Below are 12902 nucleotides of genomic sequence, written 5' to 3'. Positions count from 1 at the left end.
GTTTGCCGGTGGCAACGCCGGGGACCTCAAATGGCTCCCCGAACGGAGTTACGCAACCGTTCCGATCAGATCATGGCGACGAAGCGCGTGGCGAAGCTGGTCATAGCTCAACCCCAGCGACTCCGCCGTGGTCCGCTGGTTGAAGCGATTTTCCGCCAGCGCCTTGGTCAGCAACTCACGCTCGAACCGGGCGACGCGCGACTTGAAGTCGGAGGGCCCGACCTCGCACGCGGCCACCTCGTCGCCGTCGTTCATCGGCGCGGAGGTGGACAGGGGCGCGCCGGCCTGCTCGCTTCTCGCGGCGGCCGGCGACTGGCCCTGCGGCCGATAGGGCGAGCGAAAGGGGTCGATCTCGATCGCATCGACCGGCCCCTCGCGGTCCCAGCGATAGACGGCGCGCTCCACCACGTTGCGCAATTCGCGGACATTGCCCGGCCAGCGATGTTCCATCAGCGCATCGGTCGCAGTGGCGCCGAAGCCCGGCCAATCCTCCCACCCGATCTCCGCCGCCATGCGCCGCCCGAAATGATTGGCGAGCAGCATGATGTCGCTCTTGCGCGCGCGAAGCGGGGGCAGCGTCACCACCTCGAAGCACAGCCGGTCGAGCAGGTCGGCGCGGAATTGATGCGCCGCGACCTTGTCGGGCAGATGCTCGTTGGTCGCCGCGACGATGCGGACATCGACCCGTACGGGCCGCGACGAGCCGATCCGCGTCACCTCGCCATATTCGACCGCGCGGAGTAGCCGGTCCTGCGCCGCCATCGACAGCGTGCCCAGTTCGTCGAGGAAGAGCGTGCCGCCATTGGCCTCCTCGAACCGCCCGGCCCGCGCCTTGGTCGCGCCGGTGAAGGCCCCCGCCTCATGCCCGAACAATTCGGCCTCGATCAACGTCTCGGGCAGCGCGGCGCAGTTCATGATGACCAGGGGCTGGTCCCATCGCCCGCTCAGCCGGTGGAGACGCTCGGCGACCAGTTCCTTGCCGGTCCCGCGCTCGCCGATCACCAGCACCGGACGATCAAGCGCGGCCGCACGGCTGGCGCGTTCCAGCGTGTCGAGAAAGGCCCCCGACTGGCCGATAACCTGACTCGTACGCTCCATTCCCAACAGGTGGCGGATTTTCCCAAGCCTTGGCAAGGGCACAATCGTTCGCGCATCGCAACTATTTAGCAAGTCCTTGTATTTGCCTGGTTTTTGAAATTGGCACGCCTCCTGCAAAGCTTCTGGCATCCCGCCAACGAGCGGACCGAAACAAAGATATCAGGGAGTTTTCACCATGTTCGCCACCGCCTTCACCCGCCAGATCGCCGCCATCGCCTGCACCGTCGTGATGAGCGCTACCTGCCTGCTGGGCGCCCTCGCCCCCGCGCATGTCGCCACCACCACGGCCCCGGTTGCAGCGATCGAGGCGCCGATCGCATAATCACGCATTCCGCCATCAAGGAGTATCCGATGGGCATTTTCTCCCGCACCCGCGACATCGTCGCTGCCAATTTCGCCGACCTGCTGGACAAGGCGGAAGACCCCGCGAAGATGATCCGCATGATCATCCTCGAAATGGAGGAGACGCTTGTCGAGGTGCGCGCCTCTGCCGCCCGCACGATCGCCGACCAGAAGGAAATTCGTCGCCACATCATGAAGCTGGACCAGCTTCAGGATAGCTGGACCGAAAAGGCCGAGCTGGCGCTGTCGAAGGACCGCGAAGACCTCGCCAAGGCCGCGCTGATCGAGCGTCAGAAGGCGGCCGACATGGCCGACCAGTTGAAGGCCGAAGTCCAGGTGCTCGACGATGCGCTGCGCGCGTCGGAAGAGGACATCGCCAAGCTGCAGAACAAGCTGCGCGAGGCCCGGACCAAGCAGAATGCGGTCCAGACCCGTCTGGAAAGCGCCAACAACCGCTATCGCCTTCGCGAAATGTGGAACGGCCCCAAGACACACGACGCGTTCAGCCGCTTCGACATGCTGGAGCGCAAGGTGGACGAGGCCGAGGGCCGCGCGGAAGCGCTGGGCCTGGGCGCCAACCCCAAGACGCTTGAGGACGAGATCGCCGAACTGCGCGCCTCGGACCGGGTCGATGCCGAACTCGCCGCGCTCAAGGCGCGCCTGAACAAGGGGGAGTGAGATGGAGGATTTCTTCAACATCGCCCTCCCCATCGTCGCGATCTGCGTCGCGCTGCCCTGGCTGTTCCTCCACTATATGACCAAGTGGAAGCAGGCGCCGAAGATCACGCATGAGGACGAACAGCTGCTCGACGAGCTTCACCTGCTCGCCCGCCGCCTGGAGGATCGGCTGAACACGATCGAACGCATCGTCGCCGCCGACAATCCCGACTTCAAACCCCGCCTGTCGCAGCCCGAATGGCGTCCGGAAGGCCGCCTGAGCCAAACCGACTACAGCCTCGATCGGAGGAACTGACATGTCCGCCAGCCGCACCAATTTCTACCTCGACAAGCAGAATGCCAAGTTCAAGGGCGTGTGCTCCGGCATCGCCGACTATACCGGGGTGGATGTGATGTGGGTCCGCGTCGCCGCGGTCCTGCTGACCGTCACCGGGGTCGGTATGCCCTGGATCCCGGTCGCTTATATGCTGATCGCTTGGATGGCGACGGCCAAGCCGATCGGCCTGTATCAATCCGACGAGGACGCCAAATTCTGGCAGGGCGTGCGCAGCAACCCGCGCCGTTCGACCGCCGAGGTCCGCTCGACCTTCCGCGATCTTGATCGTCGCCTCGCCGATATCGAGCTGCATTACACCAGCCGCAACCGCCAGCTGGCCGACGAGATCGACAGCCTGCGCTGACGCCCGGCCGACCATCAATATCCGAGGGGAGTAAGGATCATGTCTTGGGGAGGACCCGGTTTCGTTCTGGCCATCATCGCAATGTCGACGATCGGCTGGGTGATGACCACCTGGATACGGGCCAAGCACGGCTATAGCCTGGAAAATGACTGGGGCGGCATGACGCACAAGGGCGACATGGCCGAGACCCGCAAGGTCGAATTGCTGACCGCCGAGAACCAGAAGCTGGTCGGCCAAGTCAGCCGGTTGGAAGAGCGGATCGCCGTCCTGGAGCGGATCGCCACCGACCCCGCCGAGCGGACCGCCCGCGAGATCGACAGCCTGCGCGATCGTTGAGGGAGAGAAGCGATGCATGATTTCGCTATCCTGATCCCGCTCTTCGGCATCAGCTGCGGCATGGTTGCGATCATCGGCGGCGTCGTCATCAAGCCCTGGTTCGCCTACCGCGAAAAGCGGCTGGCCACCGAAGCCTCGATGGTCGCGGAAAAGGCGGCGCAATATGCGGCCCAGACCGAACGGCTCGAACAGCGGGTCCGGGTGCTGGAGCGGATCGTCACCGATCGCGGCCTGGGCTTGAGCGATGAGATCGACGGCCTCCGCGCGCCCGGCGAAATGCCCGCCCGCATCGAACACTGACATAAAATCTAAAGGGGAGTTACCGCTATGTCCGGCGGACAGTTCATGGTCGTCATGATCGTCGCAATCGTGATGATCGCCAGCATCTTCAAGGCCAAGCACAAGCGCTCGCCCGGCCTCGACATCGTCGAGCATCTGCGCGGCGAAGGGGCCCGCGACACCCAGGCGCTGCGCGCCGAGGTTCAGCAGCTCAAGGAACGCATCCAGGTGCTGGAGCGCGTCATCACCGACCAGCACAAGAGCATCGACCTCGACCGCGAGATCGAGCGCCTGCGCGACCGCTGAACCACCATTGATACGGACAGGGAGCCCGGATCATGACCGACACCAATCTTTACATCGTGATTGCGACCGCCGGATTGGCCGGCCTGGCGATGATCGTCACCGCGGGCCTCGCCGGCTGGCGCGGCTGGTTGCAGCTGAAGAGCCGCGAGTTCGACCGCACCCATGACATGCCCTACCCGCCCGCCAGCTCGGCGGCGTCGCGCATCGAGATGGCGGACCTGAAGGAGCGCATCCGCAAGCTCGAAGCCATTGCGGCGGGCGTGGATCTCTGACCATGGCGCGTTCCGCCGCCCTTCGCCGCTGGGGCACCCGGATCGCCTGTGGCGGCGCGGTGATCGTCGCCGGGGTCGTCCATGTCCCCGCCGCGCTCGCCTTTCCCTATCGGGCCGATTTCGGATCGACGACTGTTCTCGCCGAACAGCCGATCGACCGTGCCGCGATGGGGCGCGTGCTCGCCCGCGCCGACACGCTGCTGGCGGCGAGCCCGCTCGATCGGCCAGGACTGACGCGAGAGCTCGTGCTGACCGATGGCGGCTGGCGCTGGGATGTGCTGTCGATCGGAGCACGGGGCTCGATCGCCTTTCGGCGGCCCTTCGGCCATGCGCTGATCTTCAACCGCAGCGTGATCGCGGCGGACCGCGTGACCAATGGCTCGGCTCTGGGCGGGGTGCGGACGCTGTCGGGCACCATCGCGCACGAGATGACCCACCGGCTGGTCGCGGACCATATCGGCGAATGGGCGGCGCTGCGCCTGCCCGCCTGGAAGCGCGAGGGCTATCCCGACTATGTCGCGCGCGAGACCAGCATTCACCCGGAGGACGAAGCGCGTATCCGCAAGCTGGATCCGAATGCCCGCATACTGACCTATTATGAAGGACGCCGCCGGGTCGCGGCCGAACTGGCGCGTAATGGCGGATCGGTGGACGCACTGCTCAAGGACTGACGGTTGTCGGCGCGCGCGAACCACGGTAGCGCGGGCGCCATGTCCGATCTTGCCGAAATCCGCGACGAATATGAATTCCTCGACGCCGACGATCGCTATCGCCTGCTGATCGACCTCGGCCGTGCGCTGGAACCGATGCCAGACGCGCTGAAGACGGACGCGACGCTGGTGCGCGGCTGTTCGGCCTCGGTCTGGGTCTACCCGACCAAGGGGGATAATGATGGCCTGCATTTCCTGGCGGACTCGAACGCGGCGATCACCAAGGGGATCATCGCGCTGGTCCTGAAGACCGTCCAGGACAGGACGCCCGCAGAGATACTGGCGACCGACATCGAGGGCGAGCTGGCGCCGTTCGACTTACGGAACCAGTTGAGCTCGAACCGGACCCAGGGGATTCCCAATATGATCGCGCTGATTCGCGAGACGGCAGGGCGGTATTGAGGGGCAGCCGCCTGGCCTTCGAATCCGTTCAGGCCGAACGGAGTGATGTGGGGGCCAACCGCTATAACCTCCGTTCAGCCTGAGCGAAGTCGAAGGCCACGCCCGAACGGCCGCCGATCAGGCTCCCCGTCCCAACCGCGCCGCAATCGCCTCCACATCCTCGTCCGGCGTCACGACCAGCCACTCGCCCGGCTTGCGCCCATCGACCAACGTCACCGCATTTTTCGGGCACAGCCCCAGGCACTTGGTCTCGATCACCCCGACCGACGCCTTGCGCCCCTTGCCGAATATCCGCCGGAGCGCCTTGGCAAGCGGCGTCTTGCCCTTCGGCCCGAACCCGCCGCCGACCTTCTTCGAACATTTGCCGCAGACCAGGACCGTCGTTTCCCAATCCGCCTTGGCGCGACGGATCATTCGGGCTTCCAGCTCCGCCGTTCCTCCGCCGCGCGCAGGACTTCATATGCCGCCTGCACCTGCTGGAACTTGGTCGCCGCTTCGGGATCGTTCGGACGGATATCGGGATGATTCGCCTTGGCCAGCCCGCGCCACGTCGCGCGGATCAGGTCGAACTCGGCATCGGGCTCCAGCCCCAGCGCGTCGAGCGCGCGCATCTCGTCGCGCGAGCGGGTGCCATCGCCGGGACCGGCCCAGGCCTGATGCTTCGATTGGGCATAGCCCGCGCTGGTCCGCCGTTCGGAGGCTTCCCGTGCGGCGGCCTCTTCGGCGCTCAGGCCCTGAAAATAGTCCCAGCCGCGATTATACTCGGCGGCGTGTGCCTCGCAGAAATACCAGCGGTCGGGGCTGTTGGGCGATTTGGGGGCCGGACAATTGCCGGGCTGGTCGCAACCATGCCGGTCGCAGATTCGCACGGGCTTGGCCTCCCGCGCCGCGCCATAGCTGCGCCAGCGAGGAAAGCCCCAGTCATTGGATCGGGTAGTAGAACGCGCCACGCGGCTCGATTTAAGCGACTTGGCTCGCGGTGCAAGCATTGACGCGATTGCTTTGTATCAGCAAGGCCCGAAATGGCCGCTGGAAACGCTTGACCGTCCGCCAGAACGTCGTTCATGACAACGGCGTCATCATATATTCATGTCCTTACCGGACATATGCGGACGCTAGCTTGTCGGGAGCCGTCGTGGCCCAAAACCGTTCTTTTCTGGCCACCGCGAGGGCGGACGTGCCAGCTTCGATCGTGGTGGCGCTGGTCGCCCTGCCGCTGTGTCTGGGCGTCGCGGTCGCATCCGGGGCACCGCCTTTCGCGGGGATGATCGCGGGTATCGCCGGTGGGCTGGTCGTCGGCTTTCTGTCCAAATCGCCGCTCTCGGTCGCGGGGCCTGCCGCGGGCCTGACCGTCATCGTGTTCGAGGCGATCGAGCGGTTGCCGAGTTTCCAGGTCTTTCTGCTTGCGGTGGTGCTGGCGGGCATCCTGCAACTCGCCTTCTCCTTCACGCGGGCCGGGGTGCTGGCGGAGTTCGTCCCCTCGTCGGTCATCACCGGCATGCTGGCGGCGATCGGCCTGATCCTGATCCTCAAGCAGATACCCCATGCCATCGGCTATGACGGCGATTTCGAGGGCAGCTTCGAATATGCCAGCCGGGCGGGCGGCAATACCTTCACCGATTTGTGGACCAGCGTCAGCAACGACATCGCACCCGGTGCGGTCCTGATCGGTGCGATCTCGCTCGCCTTCCTGTTCTGGTGGGATTACGCCAAGCCCAAACAGGGTCCGTTGCGGCTGTTGCCGGGCCCGCTGGTGGTCGTCGTGATCGGCGTGGTCGGCAACATGATCCTGGGCGCGCTCCGCCCCGACTGGAAACTGGTCGGCAGCCATCTGGTCCAGGTACCGGTGGCAGGCAGCGCGTCGGAATTCGTCGGCCAGTTCCAGCTCCCCGATTTCGCCGCGATCGGCACGGGCGCGGTGTGGACGACCGCCATCACCCTCGCCATCGTCGCCAGCCTGGAATCGCTGCTGAGCGTCAAGGCGGTGGACGAACTCGACCCGCGTCGCCGGACCACCGATAAGAATTGGGAGTTGATGGCGCAGGGCGGCGGCAACATCGTGTCCGGCCTGCTGGGCGGCCTGCCGGTCACTTCGGTGATCGTGCGTTCCTCGGCCAATGTCGATGCGGGTGCGGAAAGCAAGCTGTCGACGATGCTCCACGCGACCTGGCTGCTGTTGTCGGTCGCGTTGATCCCGGTGGTGCTGAACCAGATTCCGCTCGCCGCACTGGCCGCCGTGCTGATCGCGACCGGCTATAAGCTGTGCAAGCCCAAGCTCTTCACCGAGCGGTACAAGCAGGGCTGGACGCAGTTCATTCCCTTCATCGTCACCATCCTGGCGATCCTGCGCACCGACCTGCTGATCGGCATATTGGTCGGCCTGACCGTCGGTTTCGTCTTCGTCGTCGCGCGCAACTTCCGCCCCGCGCTGACCTTTGCCTGCGACGGCGAGGATTGCCTGATCCGCGCGCGGCGCAACCTGTACTTCATCCACAAATATGAATTGCAGAAGTCGCTGGCCAAGGTGCCGGACGGCGCCAACCTGCTGATCGACTTGTCATCCACCTCTTATGTCGATCTCGACAATGTCGACATCATCAACGCCTTCATCAAGGGCGCAGATTTCCGGGGCATCAGCGTGATCGTGCGCGGCGACATCGCCGAGCGGACCGCACCGATGATCAATGCCCCCTCGACCGGAGTGCGCTACGCATGAGGGAATATAAGCAACTCCTGCTCGCCAATAAGGCATGGGCCGCCGAACTGCTGGAGGAGAAGACCGACTTCTTCCAGCGCCAGACCGTGGGGCAGAAGCCGGACTTTCTGTGGATCGGTTGCTCCGACAGCCGGGTGACGCCAGAGCAGATGACCATGACCCCGCCGGGCGGCATGTTCCTGCACCGGAATATCGCCAATCTGGTGCATGACGACGACCTGAACCTGTTATCGGTCGTGCAATATGCGGTCGACGTGCTGCGCGTCCGCCACGTCATCCTGTGCGGCCATCATGGTTGCGGCGGGGTGCTGGCGACGCTGAACGGCGGCACCGAAGGGCCGGTCGACCAGTGGCTGGGCAATGCCCGCGACGTTCTTCACCGTCACCGGGACGAGATCGACGCTCAGCCCGACCAAGGCGCCAAGGTCAACCGTCTGGTCGAGGTAAATGTGATGGAGCAGCTGCGCCATCTCGCCCGGCTGGACACCATCCAGAAGGCCTTTGCCGAAAAGCGCGAGCTGTGGCTGCACGGCTGGGTCTATGACATTCGCGACGGGCATATCAAAACCCTGTTGGAGATCGATGCTGACACCGATCTCGACGGGCTGGAACGACCGGATAAGGTGCTGGTCTGACCGTGCTTGATCGCGCCCCTTTGACCGCCTAGCCTCGGCCCCGTCCATGGGGGGAGAACGATATGCGGTTTTGGTATGGCGCCGCGCTGGCGGCGGTCATGATGGCTGGCGCGGCGTCGGCGCGCGATCTGGCGGTGCCTGCTGACAAGGGTTGGATGCATGCCCAGACGCGGCTCATCGTCAGGCCCAACGTCGCCGGGCTGTCCCGCACCGCGATCACCGATGCGACGACGACCGAGCGGGACGTGGCGGTCAAGCTCGAGAGCGCGGACAAGTCCGTCTTCGCCACCCTGTTCCTCTTCCATCCGGCGGTGCCCAGCGTGCCCCTGTGGTTCGACCGGTCGCGCACCGCGATCGAGGAGCGCAAGGGTTTCGACAAGGGCGCGCCCGCCAGCGCGGACCCCGTCGCCTTCGCCCCCTCGGGCACCGGCCCGGCGGTCGCGCTGCGCCAGACCTATTCGTTGCTCAGCAGTCCCTATCGCAGCACCTCGCTGGCCGTCATGCCGATGGGCGAGTGGATGCTGGTCGTCCGGCTGACCGCCGAAAAGCTGAATGCGGATGCGCTCGACCGGACGATGAACGACCTCATCGCCGCGCTGAAGCCCGCCATCGCAACGACCGCCGCCTATCCGGGTCCGGCGGTGCCGATCAGCCCTTGCGCAATCCAGACTGACTTCGCGCATCTGCCCAAGGCCAAGGTGGAAAAGCCCAATGGTGTCGATGTGCTCGCCAATCTGTTGAGCAGCGCTGTTCTGGCCAATCGCAAGCCCGCCCCCTCGTCCGAACCCGAGAAGCCCGCCGCACCGCTATGCCGCGACGGCACGGCCCACACCGCCTATGGCGTCTATCGCAGGGAAGGATCGGACAGCAGCGGCTATATGATGGCGCTTTACGATGCCGGACGGACCATCGACGTCTTCCCCGGCATCATGAGCCAGATCGAGAAGCGCAAATCCATGTCCTATTCGGTCGTGCTCCATCATGTCGACGACAGTGCGGACAGCTTTCCCTCATTCAACGCCCTGCCCCGTCCCGAACAGCTATTCGACTTGATCGCCAAAGGCGCTCCTTCCGCCAAGGCACAGGGAAGCACGATATCCATCAACCCCCGCGCGATGGGGTCCTGACGGGACACCGCGCCCTTCGAGGGAATCAGCCAGAGGGCCTGTAAGCCGGGTTCTGTCCACCGGCGCAAAGGCCGGATGGGCGACCATTCTTCTAGGACGATGCTCGCACATCGCCTCAAGCAACCAACCCGGATAGCGGGCGGGAACACGCCCCGACGCTTTCGCGCCATGCCATCCCTATTCGGTCTTGCTCCCGGTGGGGTTTGCCATGCCGTTCCCGTTACCGGGACCGCGGTGCGCTTTTACCGCACCCTTTCACCCTGACCTGGCCGAAGCCGTGGCCGTCTGCTCTCTGTGGCACTGTCCCTAGGGTCACCCCCGCCGGGCGTTACCCGGCACCGTCGTTCCGTGGAGCCCGGACTTTCCTCGCCCCCGGTTTCCCGAGGCCGCGGCCGCCCGGCCCTCTGACTGCGGGCGGCTGTAGACGGATTGGGCGGGAGGGCAAGGGGTTTGTGGTTGATGGGGGGCGTTGGGGGCGTGGCCTTCGACTTCGCTCAGGCTGAACGGAGGTTGTCTCTAGCCCAGGAGCCGTTCAGGCTGAGCGAAGTCGAAGCCCAAGGGAAGCCCCCTCAATCATCCCCCTGTGGTCGGGGCAGCAGCAGCGCGAGCAGGATCATCCGGCATTCCGCGTCGATCTCACCATCGATCAATTCGGGGCGGAAGCGCCGCTGGAACGCCATGATCGCCGCCATCCGGTCGGTCACGTCATAACCGAACCGCTCCAGCGCCAAGCAGAAGCCCGCCTCGGTCCACATCGGGTCCATCAGATTCTTGGTTGGACGCGGCAGCGCCAGCCGCCGCCGGGCCAGTGCGCCCCAGGGGAAGAGTTCGCCAGGATCGCGCTTGCGGGCGGGCGCGATGTCGGAATGGCCGACGATATTGCCACGGGTGATGCCGTGCCGCTTCTGAATATCGGCGACCAATTCCATCACCGCCGCGATCTGTTCGTCGGGAAAGGGACGATAGCCCCATTCATGGCCGGGATTGACGATCTCGATCCCGATGCTGGCCGAATTCACGTCCTCGATCGCGCGCCAGTGCGAGCGGCCGGCATGCCAGGCCCGGTTCTCCTCATCGACCATGCGCAGGACGGTGCCGTCCTCGGCGACCAGATAATGGCAGGACACCTTGGCCTCGGGATCGCACAGGCGTGCGATCGCCGATTCCGCGTCCTGCATTCCCGTATAGTGCAATACGATCATCGTGATGGGCAGACTGCGCGCGTCGAAATTGGGTGACGGCGTTTCGACGATCGTCATGCAACCTCCTGAACGACCCCGGTTCGATGCCCCTGTTAGCGGCATCGCGGGCGCAAGGATATGCCCTCATGCGCGGCGAACGGGATCGTCCGGTATGCATTTCTCGTAAACGCCGCGCCCGATCGGGGCGAGCTGGAACAACTCGGTCTGGCCGATCACCGTCTCACCCGCGCCCAGGATCAATCCGGCCGACGGGCGCATGGCGTTGGCGATGGTCTGAAACGCGCGCCTTTTGGCCTCGGGGGACAAATAAAGCATGACGTTGCGACACAGGACCAGATCGAACGGGCCACCCGTTACGGGGTCGGTGACGAGGTTCATCTGGCGAAAGCTGATATGGCGGAGCAATTCGGGGCGAACGACCCATTCGCTTCCCGGCCGCCCCTCGAACCAGCGAACCAGATAACGGATGGGCAGGCCGCGCTGTACCTCGAACTGGGTGAAGCAGCCCGACCGCGCCCGCGCCAGCGCCGCATCGGATACATCGGTCGCGACGATCTCCGGCATCGGCAGGCCCGAGCCTTGCTGCCGCTCGGCAAAGAGCATCGCGATCGACAACGGCTCCTGCCCCGACGAGCATCCGGCGCACCAGATTCGCGGGCGTCGCCCGGCGCGCTCGACCTCCGCCACGACGGTAAGGATCTGGTCGAAGACATGCGGATCGCGGAAGAAGGAGGTCTCGCCATTGACCAGCGCATCGACCACCCGCCCCGCCAGCGAGGGATCGCGCCCGTCGAGCACCGCCGACACCAGCTGGTCCAGCGTGTCGAATCGCCGCTCGCGCATCAGGGGCACCAGAACCGTATCGACCCGGGCCGAGCGATGGCTGGCAATCTGCTGCCCGGTTCGCGCTTCCAACAGCGCGGCGAGCACGGTCAGCGCCTGCCCCGAGGCGGCGGGTGCGGAAACGGAGGCGGGCGCGACGGCACGGTCGGGAAAGGACGGCGACCAGGCCAGGCCCGGCATCGTCATGCCACGGCTCCGGATGCGATCATCGCGCCGATCGTATCGGGCGGCAGGACAAGGTCTGCCAGATCATGGGAGACGACCGCACCCGGCATGCCCCAGACGACCGAACTCTCCCGATCCTGCGCGATCATCATCGCTCCCGCCGCCTTCATCGCGCGCGCCCCCTCCATGCCGTCACGGCCCATGCCGGTCAGGACGATCCCCCAGGCACGATCACCCCATATCTGAGCGATCGAAGCGAACATCGGATCGACCGACGGCAAACAGCCGCTGCTCGCCCGGTCGTATCGCAACCGGATGGCGGCCCCGCCATCGCCAAGCTCGGCGAAGGTGATGTGGGCATCGCCCGGTGCGATGACGATCCGCCCCGGCCGCAAGCGCATCCGGTCCTCCGCCACGTCACAAGGGCGGCGTGCCATGGCGGTCAGTTGCGCCGCAAAGAAGGGCATGAAGGACGCGGGCAGGTGCTGCGTCACGACGATCGGCACGGTCATTGCGGAGGGGAGCGGCGCCAGCAATTTCGCCAGAGCATGGATGCCGCCCGTCGAGGCGCCGATCGCGATGATCTCGGGCTTGGCTTTCCCGATCATGGGCGGCGGAGCGCTCGGCGCTGCCATGACACGCTCGCCGCGCAGCGCCAGCGCATCGAGCTTGTGAAGCAGCGCGTCGGAGAATTCGGACAGGCCCTGGGGCCTGGGCTTCACCAGCGTGTCGGCGGCGCCGTGCGCCAGGGCCTGCACCGCCGCCGCTCCGCCGGTCGGGGTGGAGGAGGATACGATGATGATCCGTGCCCCCTGCCCCGCAGCCAAAAGGCTGGGCAACGCGGTGATCCCGTCCATGCCCGGCATCGCGACGTCGAGCAGGATGATGTCGGCACGGTCGGTCGCCAGAAAGGCCAGCGCGGCGTCGACATGGCTGACCGCACCGACCACGGCGAAGCGGACATGCGGCTCGATCTGACGCGCGATCAGGGCACGGGCGACGGCCGAATCGTCGACGATCAGGATTCGCGTGGGGCCGCCGCCGAAGGCGAACGCAACGTCCCCCGCTATGGGCTGCGACGTTACGCCACCTTGATCGCGGACAGACACCG

General features: G+C 65.6%; 19 protein-coding genes and 1 other RNA gene. 13 read left to right on the top strand and 7 right to left on the bottom strand.

Features of this window, described 5'->3' with window-relative positions; translation table 11 throughout:
• Positions 1-48: 48 nt before the first annotated feature.
• On the bottom strand, positions 49-1098 hold the full coding sequence (gene pspF / locus ACWPWT_RS11035; RefSeq protein WP_454279658.1) for a phage shock protein operon transcriptional activator: 1050 nt from the start codon (positions 1096-1098) through the stop codon (positions 49-51).
• A gap of 175 nt (positions 1099-1273) precedes the next feature.
• Here pspF and ACWPWT_RS11030 point away from each other — a divergent pair, with 175 nt between their 5' ends.
• The 10 genes from ACWPWT_RS11030 to ACWPWT_RS10985 are packed head-to-tail and all read left to right on the top strand — an operon-like array spanning position 1274 to position 5103.
• Positions 1274-1420, top strand: a complete 147-nt coding sequence (locus ACWPWT_RS11030) for a hypothetical protein (protein WP_454279657.1) — start codon at positions 1274-1276, stop codon at positions 1418-1420.
• Positions 1421-1449: 29 nt separating this feature from the next.
• Complete coding sequence (gene pspA, locus ACWPWT_RS11025) at positions 1450-2118, top strand: phage shock protein PspA (RefSeq protein ID WP_056433933.1); 669 nt, start codon at positions 1450-1452, stop codon at positions 2116-2118.
• A gap of 1 nt (position 2119) precedes the next feature.
• Positions 2120-2413, top strand: coding sequence for an envelope stress response membrane protein PspB (pspB, locus tag ACWPWT_RS11020; RefSeq protein ID WP_454279656.1), 294 nt, complete (start codon positions 2120-2122; stop codon positions 2411-2413).
• A 1-nt stretch (position 2414) separates the two neighbouring features.
• Positions 2415-2798, top strand: coding sequence for an envelope stress response membrane protein PspC (pspC, locus tag ACWPWT_RS11015; RefSeq protein WP_454279655.1), 384 nt, complete (start codon positions 2415-2417; stop codon positions 2796-2798).
• A 39-nt stretch (positions 2799-2837) separates the two neighbouring features.
• Positions 2838-3134, top strand: coding sequence for a hypothetical protein (locus ACWPWT_RS11010; RefSeq protein WP_454279654.1), 297 nt, complete (start codon positions 2838-2840; stop codon positions 3132-3134).
• A 12-nt stretch (positions 3135-3146) separates the two neighbouring features.
• Positions 3147-3434 (top strand): hypothetical protein, encoded by a 288-nt coding sequence (locus ACWPWT_RS11005; RefSeq protein WP_454279653.1) that lies wholly within the window; start codon positions 3147-3149, stop codon positions 3432-3434.
• Between the two features lie 27 nt (positions 3435-3461).
• Entirely contained in the window at positions 3462-3719 is a 258-nt protein-coding gene (locus ACWPWT_RS11000) for a hypothetical protein (protein ID WP_261270879.1), read from the top strand.
• A 32-nt stretch (positions 3720-3751) separates the two neighbouring features.
• Complete coding sequence (locus ACWPWT_RS10995; RefSeq protein WP_261270878.1) at positions 3752-3991, top strand: hypothetical protein; 240 nt, start codon at positions 3752-3754, stop codon at positions 3989-3991.
• A gap of 2 nt (positions 3992-3993) precedes the next feature.
• The gene (locus ACWPWT_RS10990; RefSeq protein ID WP_454279652.1) at positions 3994-4662 is read left to right on the top strand and encodes a hypothetical protein; all 669 of its coding nucleotides are present in this window, start codon (positions 3994-3996) and stop codon (positions 4660-4662) included.
• A gap of 39 nt (positions 4663-4701) precedes the next feature.
• Positions 4702-5103 (top strand): SufE family protein, encoded by a 402-nt coding sequence (locus ACWPWT_RS10985; protein ID WP_261270876.1) that lies wholly within the window; start codon positions 4702-4704, stop codon positions 5101-5103.
• A gap of 117 nt (positions 5104-5220) precedes the next feature.
• Here the strand turns inward: ACWPWT_RS10985 and ACWPWT_RS10980 are convergent, their stop codons facing one another.
• Together ACWPWT_RS10980 and ACWPWT_RS10975 are read right to left on the bottom strand one after the other, a co-directional pair.
• The gene (locus ACWPWT_RS10980; RefSeq protein ID WP_261270875.1) at positions 5221-5517 is read right to left on the bottom strand and encodes a (2Fe-2S) ferredoxin domain-containing protein; all 297 of its coding nucleotides are present in this window, start codon (positions 5515-5517) and stop codon (positions 5221-5223) included.
• Entirely contained in the window at positions 5514-6053 is a 540-nt protein-coding gene (locus ACWPWT_RS10975) for a J domain-containing protein (protein ID WP_261270874.1), read from the bottom strand. The genes ACWPWT_RS10980 and ACWPWT_RS10975 overlap by 4 nt, the downstream gene beginning before the upstream one ends.
• 227 nt (positions 6054-6280) lie before the next feature.
• Between ACWPWT_RS10975 and ACWPWT_RS10970 the strand changes: the two genes are divergently transcribed.
• From ACWPWT_RS10970 to ACWPWT_RS10960, 3 genes are all read left to right on the top strand, one after another.
• Complete coding sequence (locus ACWPWT_RS10970; protein ID WP_454279651.1) at positions 6281-7819, top strand: SulP family inorganic anion transporter; 1539 nt, start codon at positions 6281-6283, stop codon at positions 7817-7819.
• The gene (locus tag ACWPWT_RS10965) at positions 7816-8454 is read left to right on the top strand and encodes a carbonic anhydrase (RefSeq protein WP_261270872.1); all 639 of its coding nucleotides are present in this window, start codon (positions 7816-7818) and stop codon (positions 8452-8454) included. Before ACWPWT_RS10970 ends, ACWPWT_RS10965 begins: the two co-directional genes overlap by 4 nt.
• Before the next feature lie 62 nt (positions 8455-8516).
• Complete coding sequence (locus tag ACWPWT_RS10960; protein WP_454279650.1) at positions 8517-9581, top strand: hypothetical protein; 1065 nt, start codon at positions 8517-8519, stop codon at positions 9579-9581.
• Between the two features lie 25 nt (positions 9582-9606).
• Here the strand turns inward: ACWPWT_RS10960 and rnpB are convergent.
• The 4 genes from rnpB to cheB all read right to left on the bottom strand — a co-directional run bounded on the left by rnpB (position 9607) and on the right by cheB (position 12816).
• Positions 9607-9989: RNase P RNA component class A (rnpB, locus tag ACWPWT_RS10955), an RNA gene on the bottom strand.
• A 161-nt stretch (positions 9990-10150) separates the two neighbouring features.
• Complete coding sequence (locus ACWPWT_RS10950) at positions 10151-10840, bottom strand: N-acetylmuramoyl-L-alanine amidase (RefSeq protein ID WP_261270870.1); 690 nt, start codon at positions 10838-10840, stop codon at positions 10151-10153.
• Positions 10841-10906: 66 nt separating this feature from the next.
• Entirely contained in the window at positions 10907-11812 is a 906-nt protein-coding gene (locus ACWPWT_RS10945; RefSeq protein ID WP_454279649.1) for a CheR family methyltransferase, read from the bottom strand.
• The gene (gene cheB, locus ACWPWT_RS10940) at positions 11809-12816 is read right to left on the bottom strand and encodes a chemotaxis-specific protein-glutamate methyltransferase CheB (protein ID WP_454279920.1); all 1008 of its coding nucleotides are present in this window, start codon (positions 12814-12816) and stop codon (positions 11809-11811) included. Before cheB ends, ACWPWT_RS10945 begins: the two co-directional genes overlap by 4 nt.
• Between the last annotated feature and the right edge of the window lie 86 nt (positions 12817-12902).

The organism is Sphingomonas sp. Marseille-Q8236 (genome assembly GCF_965112005.1).
Note: the sequence above shows the minus strand (reverse complement) of the source record. Positions and strands in the feature narration are given on the sequence as shown.

What these genes read in the sequence shown, in the direction of transcription:
- pspF (WP_454279658.1), bottom strand. Translation starts at nt 1,098, where the DNA reads ATGGAGCGTACGAGTCAGGTTATCGGCCAGTCGGGGGCCTTTCTCGAC.
- ACWPWT_RS11030 (WP_454279657.1), top strand. Translation starts at nt 1,274, where the DNA reads ATGTTCGCCACCGCCTTCACCCGCCAGATCGCCGCCATCGCCTGCACC.
- ACWPWT_RS10945 (WP_454279649.1), bottom strand. Translation starts at nt 11,812, where the DNA reads ATGACGATGCCGGGCCTGGCCTGGTCGCCGTCCTTTCCCGACCGTGCC.
- ACWPWT_RS10985 (WP_261270876.1), top strand. Translation starts at nt 4,702, where the DNA reads ATGTCCGATCTTGCCGAAATCCGCGACGAATATGAATTCCTCGACGCC.
- ACWPWT_RS10960 (WP_454279650.1), top strand. Translation starts at nt 8,517, where the DNA reads ATGCGGTTTTGGTATGGCGCCGCGCTGGCGGCGGTCATGATGGCTGGC.
- ACWPWT_RS10950 (WP_261270870.1), bottom strand. Translation starts at nt 10,840, where the DNA reads ATGACGATCGTCGAAACGCCGTCACCCAATTTCGACGCGCGCAGTCTG.
- ACWPWT_RS11000 (WP_261270879.1), top strand. Translation starts at nt 3,462, where the DNA reads ATGTCCGGCGGACAGTTCATGGTCGTCATGATCGTCGCAATCGTGATG.
- ACWPWT_RS10990 (WP_454279652.1), top strand. Translation starts at nt 3,994, where the DNA reads ATGGCGCGTTCCGCCGCCCTTCGCCGCTGGGGCACCCGGATCGCCTGT.
- pspC (WP_454279655.1), top strand. Translation starts at nt 2,415, where the DNA reads ATGTCCGCCAGCCGCACCAATTTCTACCTCGACAAGCAGAATGCCAAG.
- ACWPWT_RS10965 (WP_261270872.1), top strand. Translation starts at nt 7,816, where the DNA reads ATGAGGGAATATAAGCAACTCCTGCTCGCCAATAAGGCATGGGCCGCC.
- ACWPWT_RS11010 (WP_454279654.1), top strand. Translation starts at nt 2,838, where the DNA reads ATGTCTTGGGGAGGACCCGGTTTCGTTCTGGCCATCATCGCAATGTCG.
- ACWPWT_RS11005 (WP_454279653.1), top strand. Translation starts at nt 3,147, where the DNA reads ATGCATGATTTCGCTATCCTGATCCCGCTCTTCGGCATCAGCTGCGGC.
- ACWPWT_RS10995 (WP_261270878.1), top strand. Translation starts at nt 3,752, where the DNA reads ATGACCGACACCAATCTTTACATCGTGATTGCGACCGCCGGATTGGCC.
- pspA (WP_056433933.1), top strand. Translation starts at nt 1,450, where the DNA reads ATGGGCATTTTCTCCCGCACCCGCGACATCGTCGCTGCCAATTTCGCC.
- pspB (WP_454279656.1), top strand. Translation starts at nt 2,120, where the DNA reads ATGGAGGATTTCTTCAACATCGCCCTCCCCATCGTCGCGATCTGCGTC.
- ACWPWT_RS10980 (WP_261270875.1), bottom strand. Translation starts at nt 5,517, where the DNA reads ATGATCCGTCGCGCCAAGGCGGATTGGGAAACGACGGTCCTGGTCTGC.